9 protein-coding genes are annotated in these 7,503 nt (G+C 71.5%); 5 read left to right on the forward strand and 4 right to left on the reverse strand.

The features are described 5' to 3' along the window. Positions 1–12: 12 nt before the first annotated feature. From AB1578_20385 to AB1578_20395, 3 genes are all read right to left on the reverse strand, one after another. On the reverse strand, positions 13–483 hold the full coding sequence (locus AB1578_20385) for a hypothetical protein (GenBank protein MEW6490253.1): 471 nt from the start codon (positions 481–483) through the stop codon (positions 13–15). Between the two features lie 92 nt (positions 484–575). Continuing rightward, positions 576–1,850 (reverse strand): MFS transporter, encoded by a 1,275-nt coding sequence (locus AB1578_20390; protein MEW6490254.1) that lies wholly within the window; start codon positions 1,848–1,850, stop codon positions 576–578. Positions 1,851–1,938: 88 nt separating this feature from the next. After that, complete coding sequence (locus AB1578_20395; GenBank protein MEW6490255.1) at positions 1,939–2,247, reverse strand: carboxymuconolactone decarboxylase family protein; 309 nt, start codon at positions 2,245–2,247, stop codon at positions 1,939–1,941. 285 nt (positions 2,248–2,532) lie between these two features. Here AB1578_20395 and AB1578_20400 point away from each other — a divergent pair, with 285 nt between their 5' ends. After that, positions 2,533–3,006, forward strand: coding sequence for a DUF4149 domain-containing protein (locus tag AB1578_20400; GenBank protein MEW6490256.1), 474 nt, complete (start codon positions 2,533–2,535; stop codon positions 3,004–3,006). On the opposite strand, the gene AB1578_20405 is transcribed toward AB1578_20400, so the two are convergent. Further along, positions 2,939–3,661: an L-fuculose-phosphate aldolase gene (locus AB1578_20405; protein ID MEW6490257.1), complete on the reverse strand. Its 723-nt coding sequence runs from the start codon at positions 3,659–3,661 to the stop codon at positions 2,939–2,941. The genes AB1578_20400 and AB1578_20405 overlap by 68 nt on opposite strands. 233 nt (positions 3,662–3,894) lie before the next feature. Between AB1578_20405 and pxpB the strand changes: the two genes are divergently transcribed. The 4 genes from pxpB to AB1578_20425 all read left to right on the forward strand — a co-directional run bounded on the left by pxpB (position 3,895) and on the right by AB1578_20425 (position 7,469). Continuing rightward, positions 3,895–4,584: a 5-oxoprolinase subunit PxpB gene (gene pxpB, locus AB1578_20410; GenBank protein MEW6490258.1), complete on the forward strand. Its 690-nt coding sequence runs from the start codon at positions 3,895–3,897 to the stop codon at positions 4,582–4,584. Further along, positions 4,577–5,500: a biotin-dependent carboxyltransferase family protein gene (locus AB1578_20415; GenBank protein ID MEW6490259.1), complete on the forward strand. Its 924-nt coding sequence runs from the start codon at positions 4,577–4,579 to the stop codon at positions 5,498–5,500. The genes pxpB and AB1578_20415 overlap by 8 nt, the downstream gene beginning before the upstream one ends. A gap of 160 nt (positions 5,501–5,660) precedes the next feature. Further along, positions 5,661–6,437, forward strand: a complete 777-nt coding sequence (locus tag AB1578_20420) for a 5-oxoprolinase subunit PxpA (protein ID MEW6490260.1) — start codon at positions 5,661–5,663, stop codon at positions 6,435–6,437. A gap of 54 nt (positions 6,438–6,491) precedes the next feature. Continuing rightward, a complete protein-coding gene (locus tag AB1578_20425; GenBank protein MEW6490261.1) occupies positions 6,492–7,469 on the forward strand; it encodes a TRAP transporter substrate-binding protein in 978 nt (325 codons plus the stop codon). The last annotated feature ends 34 nt before the right edge of the window (positions 7,470–7,503 follow it).

The following is a 7,503-nucleotide window of genomic DNA, read 5'->3' on the forward strand; positions in this document are numbered from 1 at the left end:
GGGCGGCCGCGGTTACGGCTCCGGGGCGATCTCCTTCCGGGCCTTGTCCCAGGTGCCCTTGAGGGTCTCGAAGGCGTCTCCGAAGCCCTTCTTGGTCTTCTCCCAGGCGTCGGCCGTGGAGTGCTGGAGCGCTCCGTACCACTCGGCCACGGTGTTTCGCTGGCGACGCAGGGCCTCCAGGGCGTCGGAGCCCCGCTTGCGGGCGCCCTCGTCCATTTGCCCCCACTTTTCCCTCAGCTGGGCGTCCAGACGCTCGATGCGGGCGTCCAGGTCATCGAGCACCGGCTTGACCTTGCGCATGGCCTCGTCGCGCTGCTCGGCGGAGAAGTTGCGAATGGCCTGGGCCGCGTCGCCCAGCTCCTTCTTGAGCTCTTCCATCGTCGTCTTGTCGCCCGACTCCTCTGTGGCCAGGGCGATGGGGGCGAATCCAAGGACAAGCGCCAGAAGGGCGGACACGGCCAGTACTGCATTCCGTGTTTTCATCGGATGCCTCCTTCTCTCTAGGGTGAACGTTCACGAGAAATGTGCATCGGGGCTGCGTGCGGCGCAAGGCCGGTAGCCGGGGCCGAGGAACGTCAGGCTCGGCGCAGGGTTTCCTTGAGCCCCAGGCTCGCCGCCAGGGCCAGGGCTGCGCAGCCCACGAGCACCAGGAAGGCGCTGCGGTAGCCCGCGACGGTGAAGGCGCCCTCCACCCGGCCGTGGGCTTCGAGTATGGCCCCGAGCATGGGTTGGAAGACCGCCCCGCCGGCGAAGGGAAAGAGGTTCACGAGCCCCGTAGCCGTGCCGGCCATCTGCACCGGGAAGAGCTCCTTGGCCGTGGTGAAGCCTATCGTGACCACCGCGCTGGCCGTGATGCCCAATCCCAAGCACAGGGGGTAGAGGGCCCACACGGCCACCGACGCCGTGCGAAAGGCCAGCACGGCGGTAATGCCCAGGGTGGCCGCGCTGCACAGGACGATGACCGGCTTGCGGCCCCGGAGGAGGCGGTTCGACGCCCAGCTCAGGAAGGGGCTGCCCACGATCATGCCCACCGCCAGCATGGAGAGGATGCCCCCTGCCTGGGCCTTGGAGAGGCCGTGCACCTGCATGAGGTAGGGTCCGCCCCACAGGCCGCCGAAGGCAAAGAAGATGGCGAGCTCGAAGAAGAACCATGTCGCGAGGAACCAGAAGGGGCCGTGGCGGAGCACCTTGGCCACCCCCTCCCGCAGGGGGATCGCGACGGGCGCCGGTCCAGCCTGGGTGAACGGGGAGGGCAACCCCATGTCGGCCGGCCGGTCGCGCACGAAGAGCCACACCAGGGCCGCGAGACCCAGGGTGAGGACGCCGACCAACACAAAGGACATGCGCCACCCCACCCACGCGCTCATCGCGGCCAGGGGCGAGGCTGCCGTGAGGGAGCCCACGCCCCCCATGGCCATGAGGAAGCCGGCCATGGTGGCGAACTCGTCGGGCCGAAACCACTCGGCCAGGACCTTCATGGTGGCCACGAAGAGCATGGAGACCCCCAGGCCCACCAGCACCCGGCCCGCGATCGCGCCCGCGGCCGTCGGGGCGAGCCCCAGGAGCACCGAGCCGGCGAAGGCCAGCAGCGAGAAGGCCGCAATGGTGCGCCGGGGCCCCCAGGAGTCGGCCAGCAGCCCCGCCGGGAGCTGCATGGCCGCGTAAGGGTAGAAGTAGGCCGAGGCCAGCAGCCCCGCCAGCGTCCCCCCCGCCTGGAGGTCGCGCATCATGTCCACCGCCACCACGGCAGGGCACAGGCGGTGGAAGTACACGAGCACGTACCCGGCGGCCAGGATCCAGAAGATGACGTGACGATACCTTTGGGACCGGGCAAGCGGCGTCGCGGTCATCCGAGGCTCCTTCCGGTGGGGTTCTCTGGTCGTTGGGCCCGGGGCCGCGGCAGCACGACTCCCCGAGCCTTGCTGGCGGGGATTTCCGTCACGGTTCCCGCTTGTAGACCTGGTAGGCCTCCATGAAGGTCGGGAAGCCGCAGGTGGGGATGAGCAGGAGGAGCGCGTGGCGCAGTTCCTCCTCCGACGCCCCCGCTTCCCGGGCCTTGGCCAGGTGGGTCTCCAGGGCGCGGGCGTGCCGGGTGGCCCCGGCCACCGCCACCTTGAGCAGGCAGCGGGTCTTCCGGTCCAGGGGTCCGCCCCCCTCGTGGATCGCCTGGCCCAGGGCCTCCTCCCGGACGTGCACCTCGGGGAACTCGGCCTTGAACTGGGTGAAGACGGGGTGGATGTCGCGCATGGTGCCTCCTTTCCTGGCAGGCTGCTGAAAAAGCAGCCTGTGCGCGCCCCAGGGACGGGGCGCCGAATCACGGCGCTTGAAAGCGCTGTGATTCGTGAGGGGTCGAAGGGGCCGTCCCCGAGAACCCCGTAGCCGAAAAACCCACGGAGGGGGGCTTTCAGCACCCTGCTAGAGGCCGGCCGAGACGGTGCACGCGGGGTCGGTGCGGGAGCTCCCCGTGGTCTCCCGGGTCGTCTGGTGGTACCCTGCGCCCGCCGGGGGACCCGATCCCGAGGAGGAGCCGCCGTGGCCGCTCTTGCCGACGCCGTCTATCGCCTGACCCTCTCCCTGTGGGTGGGCGGCATGTCGATCTTTACCTTCCTGGTGACCCCGATTCTCTTCCGAAGCCTGGGACGGGACGAGGCGGGGCGGATCGTCGGCCTCTACTTTCCGGCCTACTTCACCTACACCCTCGTCCTGACCGCCGTCGCCCTGGCGGCCTTCTTCCTGCTCTCGCGCAGGGGCTGGCGCGCCCGCCACTGGGTGTGCGCGTTCCTGCTGGTGCTCGCGGTGGCATCGGCGGGGTTCGTCCGGTTCGGGTACTATCCCCGCGCCCAGGAGGTGAAGGCGCGCATCGCCTCTTTCGAGACCGTGCCGGCCTCCGACCCACTTCGGCGGGAGTTTTCGCGGCTCCACGGGGCGAGCATGGCCCTCAACCTCTTCCTCCTGACCGACGGGGCCTTCCTGCTGCTGCTCGCCCCGGGCGTGCGCCGGCCCTAGCCCCGCCCCGCTGCCCCCGCTGGCCGTACGCGCGAAACTTCTCCACGACCCGATCCATCTCTTCGTCGGGCAGGATCACCGGCTCCCCGGCGGCTTTCGCCTGCACGTAGATGCGCGCGACGAGCTCGATCTCTTCGGCCACGGCAAATGCCTGGGGCAGGTCTGAACCCACCGCCACCAGTCCGTGGTTGGCCAGGAGCACGGCCTGGTGGCTCCCCAGGGCCCGGGCGGTGTTGCGGGCGAGCTCCGGGGTGCCAAAGGTGGCGTAGGGCGCGAGCGGCACCTTCTTGCCGGCAAAGCCCACCAGGTAGTGCACCGGCGGAAGCTCCCAGCCCAGGCACGCCACGGTCGTCGCCCAGGGGGAATGGGTGTGGACGACGGCGTTCACCTCGGGGCGGGAGTGGTAGATGGCCAAGTGGAAGGCGAGCTCGGAGGTGGGTCGGCAAGCCCCTTCCTCGACCCGCCCGTCGAGATCCACCAGCACCACGTCCCCCGGGGTCATCTCGGGGTAGGGGAGGCCGCTCGGACTCACGGCGATGAGTCCCGTGTCGCGGCGAAGCAGGCTCAGGTTTCCCCCCGAGCCCGTGGTGAGCCCCGCCGAGAGCAGGCGGCAGCCGAACTCGACGATCTGGGAGCGCTCGCGGCGCAGGCGCATGGAGGGCTCTCCTCGTCGGAGTACCGGGGAACGGGGCGCGTGCCGCGCCCGAGCGGGAAGCAACCGTAGCGAGCCCCTCCGGTCGCGTCAAGCGCCAAATCCTGCCCTCCCGTTGGGAGGGGCGGGGGGAGGGGCGGGGTTTACAGGGCGGGCCGTCCTGTGTCATACACGTCCTGGTTTCGGGCGCGGTGGGCGCGCTCCGGCCGGTGGTCCTCGCGAGGTCCAGAGAGCCCATGGCCCACGTTCCAGTGCCCGTTTTGCGCCCCTGCGGCGACTCGGCCGTGAGCGTCGAGCTCGGCGAGGGGATCGACCTCGCGGTGAACCGGCGGGTCCACGCCCTGGGGCGTGCGTTGGCCGCCCGGAGTCACCCCGGCATCGTGGCCCTGAGCCCGGCGTACCGATCGCTCTTCGTGGAGTATGATCCCCGGCGCTGCTCCTTCGAGGAGCTGGCCCTCCTGGTGGAGGAGGCGGCGCAGTTGCCCGACCTCGCTGCGGCACGTGGGGCCGAGGTGGAGATCCCGGTGTGCTACGGGGGCGTGCTGGGGCCCGACCTGGAGGAAGTGGCCGCCTTCCACGGCCTCGATCCGGCCCGGGTCGCGGAGCTCCACGCCGCACCGGTCTACCACGTGTACCTGGTGGGGTTCACCCCGGGCTTCCCGTACCTGGGCGGCCTGGACCCGCGCCTCCACACGCCCCGGCGGGCCACGCCCCGGGAGCGGGTGGCGGCGGGCAGCGTGGGCATCGCCGACCGCCAGACCGGGATCTACCCCATCGAGAGCCCGGGCGGGTGGCAGCTCATCGGCCGCACGCCCCTTCGCCTCTTCGACCTCGGCCGCGAGCCGCCGTTCCTCGTCCCCGCCGGGGCACGTCTCCGGTTTCTGCCGATCTCCCGGGAGGAGTACGACCGCCTTGCGGGTGCGTAGCGCGGGCCCCCTGGCCACGGTCCAGGATCTGGGCCGCCGGGCCTGGCAGCACATGGGGGTGCCCGTGGCCGGCGCCATGGACTCCCTGGCCCTTCGCCTGGCGAACCTGGCGGCGGGCAACCCCGAGGGCGCGGCGGGGATCGAGGTGACCCTGGGGGGCTTGGAGGCCGAGTTCCTGTCGCCGGCCCGGTTCGCCGTCGCGGGCCCGGGCACGGGGGTGCGACTCAACGGGACTCCGGTGCCGGCCTGGGAGTGCCGGAAGGCCCGGGCGGGGGACGTGCTGCGGCTGGATGCCCCGGCGGCCGGCGCCCGAGACTACCTGGCGGTGGCCGGGGGGATCGCAGTACCCCCGGTGCTCGGCAGCCGGTCCACCTACCTGCGGGGCGGTTTCGGGGGGCTGGAGGGCCGCCCCCTGCGGGCGGGAGACGTGCTCCCGGTGGGCCTCGAAGTCGGCGAGCCGCGAGGCCCGGTGCCTCCGACCCTGCGGCCCGACTACGCCGCGGGCGCCCCGCTGCGGGTGGTGCTGGGGCCCCAGGAGGAGGCCTTTCCGGAGGAGGCCCTGGCGGCGTTCCTGGCGGGGACCTTTCGGGTCACCCCCCGGGCCGACCGCATGGGCTGCCTCCTGGACGGGCCCCGGCTGGCCCACCGCGGGGGCGCCGACATCGTCTCCGAGGGCATCGCCGAGGGCTCGGTGCAGGTGCCGGGGGACGGCCGCCCCATCCTGCTCCTGGCCGACCGCCCCACCACCGGCGGCTACGCCAAGATCGCCACCGTGGCCTGCGTGGACCTCCCCCGGGCGGCCCAGCTCCTGCCCGGCAGCGAGGTCCGGTTCGCGGCGGTCTCCCTCTGGGAGGCCCGGGAGCTGCTCCTGTGGCGGGAGTACGCCGTGGGGCGGTACAAGGAAGGGGCCGGATGAGCCTTCCGGCGATGTTTCCATCCTCGGTATCGGGATCGCTATCGGTATCGAAGTCGAAAACGAAATCGAAGTCGCCGATTTCGATTTCGATTTGGATGGAAAGCGGGGCCCCCCTTGGCGCTGCATGCCGTTTCGCAGGCTCGTGACAGGAGGCGCAGCCGTGAAGATCGACATCAACTGCGACCTGGGGGAGAGCTTCGGCGCCTGGCGCCTGGGGGATGACGAGGAGGTGCTGCGCTACGTGACCTCGGCCAATGTGGCCTGCGGCTTCCACGCGGGGGACCCCCTGGCCATGGAGCGCACCGTGCGGGCCGCCCGGGAGCGGGGGGTGGCCGTGGGGGCCCACCCGGGGTTCCCGGATCTGGTGGGCTTCGGCCGCCGGCACCTGGAGACCGCTCCGGGCGAGGTGCGCTGCGACCTCCTCTACCAGATCGGAGCCCTGGAGGCCTTTTGCCGCGTCCAGGGCGTGGCGCTCCAGCACGTGAAACCCCACGGCGCCCTCTACAACCTGGCGGCTCGGGACGAGCGCGTGGCGGCCGAGGTGGCCGATGCGGTGCTGGCCTTCGACCCGCGGCTGATCCTGGTGGTGCTGGCCGGTTCCGCGGCTGCCCGGGTGGCCGCCGAGAAGGGCTGCCGGGTGGCGGCCGAGGCGTTTCCCGACCGGGCCTACCGCGCCGACGGCGCGCTGGCGCCCCGGGGGCAACCCGGGGCCGTGATCCACGACCCCGACGCCGTGGAGCGCCGGGTGGTGGACCTCGTCACCAGGGGGCGGCTCACCGCCATCGACGGCTCTCTGGTCGCCCTGCGGGCCGACACCCTGTGCGTGCACGGGGACACCCCGGGCGCCCCCGAGCTCGCCCGTCGCCTGCGGCAGGCCCTCGAGGCGGCCGGAGCCGAGGTGGTTCCCCTGGACCGGGTGCTCGAACCCTCTCCCTGAACCTTCCGGGGCCTCGTGCCCCATTTCGTCCCCCTCGTGAAAGGAGGAGATTCGATGCTTCGAAGAACACTGCTCGCCCTGACCCTCACCGCCGCCCTCGCGGCCCCTGCCCTGGCCCAGAAGGCCGTGCGGATGGACCTCAACGCCATCTACCCCGCCACCAACTTCCACTCCCAGGGCGCGGCGGACTTTGCCGAGCGCGTGAAGGAGTACACCAACGGCTCGGTGGTCATCACCGTCCATCCCGGGGGCAGCCTGGGGTTCAAGGGCCCCGAGCTCCTGAAGACCGTGAAGGACGGCACCGTGCCCATGTCGGACATCCTCATGGGGGTCGTGCAGGGCAGCGAGAAGGTCTTCGGCCTGAGCTCCCTGCCCATGCTGGTTTCGGGCTACGAGGAAGCCCGAAAGTTCTACGACGCCGCCCGTCCGGCCTACGAGGCGGCCGCTGCCAAGTGGAACCAGAAGATCCTCTACGTGGTGCCGTGGCCGCCCTCGGGGCTCTTCACCAAGAAGGAGGTCGCCGCGGCGGGCGACATCGCGGGCCTCAAGACCCGCACCTACGACAAGAACGGCGCGGACTTCCTGGCGTCCCTCCAGGGCAGCCCCATCAGCATGCCCTGGGGCGAGGTGTACGCCGCGCTCCAGACCGGCATGATCGACTCGGTGCTCACCTCGGCCGTCTCGGGTCAGGACGCGAAGCTCTGGGAGGTGCTCTCCCACTTCGTGAGGATCCACTACGCCTACCCCCTCAACATGGTCGTGATCAACCTGGACTACTGGAACGGCCTCACCGCCGAGCAGAAGGCGGCGGTGGAGAAGGCGGCCGCCGAGACCGAGGTCAAGCAGTGGGAGGCCTCGGCCCGGGACAACGAGGCGGCCCTGAAGGCCGTGGCCGACGGCGGGATCCAGATCTCCGACATGAGCCCGGCCCTTGCGGAGGCCCTGCGGAAGGCCGCAGCCGCCATCGTGGATCAGTTTGCCGCCGACGCGGGCGCCGAGGTCAAGGTCGCCCTGGAGGCCTACCGGAAGTAGCCGAGACCGGCCCAGGGGGCGGAGCTCCGCCCCC

The sequence above is a fragment of the Thermodesulfobacteriota bacterium genome (genome assembly GCA_040756475.1).
Taxonomy (GTDB): domain Bacteria; phylum Desulfobacterota; class Deferrisomatia; order Deferrisomatales; family JACRMM01; genus JBFLZB01.

What these genes read in the sequence shown, in the direction of transcription:
- AB1578_20385 (MEW6490253.1), bottom strand. Translation starts at nt 483, where the DNA reads ATGAAAACACGGAATGCAGTACTGGCCGTGTCCGCCCTTCTGGCGCTT.
- AB1578_20390 (MEW6490254.1), bottom strand. Translation starts at nt 1,850, where the DNA reads ATGACCGCGACGCCGCTTGCCCGGTCCCAAAGGTATCGTCACGTCATC.
- pxpB (MEW6490258.1), top strand. Translation starts at nt 3,895, where the DNA reads ATGGCCCACGTTCCAGTGCCCGTTTTGCGCCCCTGCGGCGACTCGGCC.
- AB1578_20395 (MEW6490255.1), bottom strand. Translation starts at nt 2,247, where the DNA reads ATGCGCGACATCCACCCCGTCTTCACCCAGTTCAAGGCCGAGTTCCCC.
- AB1578_20425 (MEW6490261.1), top strand. Translation starts at nt 6,492, where the DNA reads ATGCTTCGAAGAACACTGCTCGCCCTGACCCTCACCGCCGCCCTCGCG.
- AB1578_20405 (MEW6490257.1), bottom strand. Translation starts at nt 3,661, where the DNA reads ATGCGCCTGCGCCGCGAGCGCTCCCAGATCGTCGAGTTCGGCTGCCGC.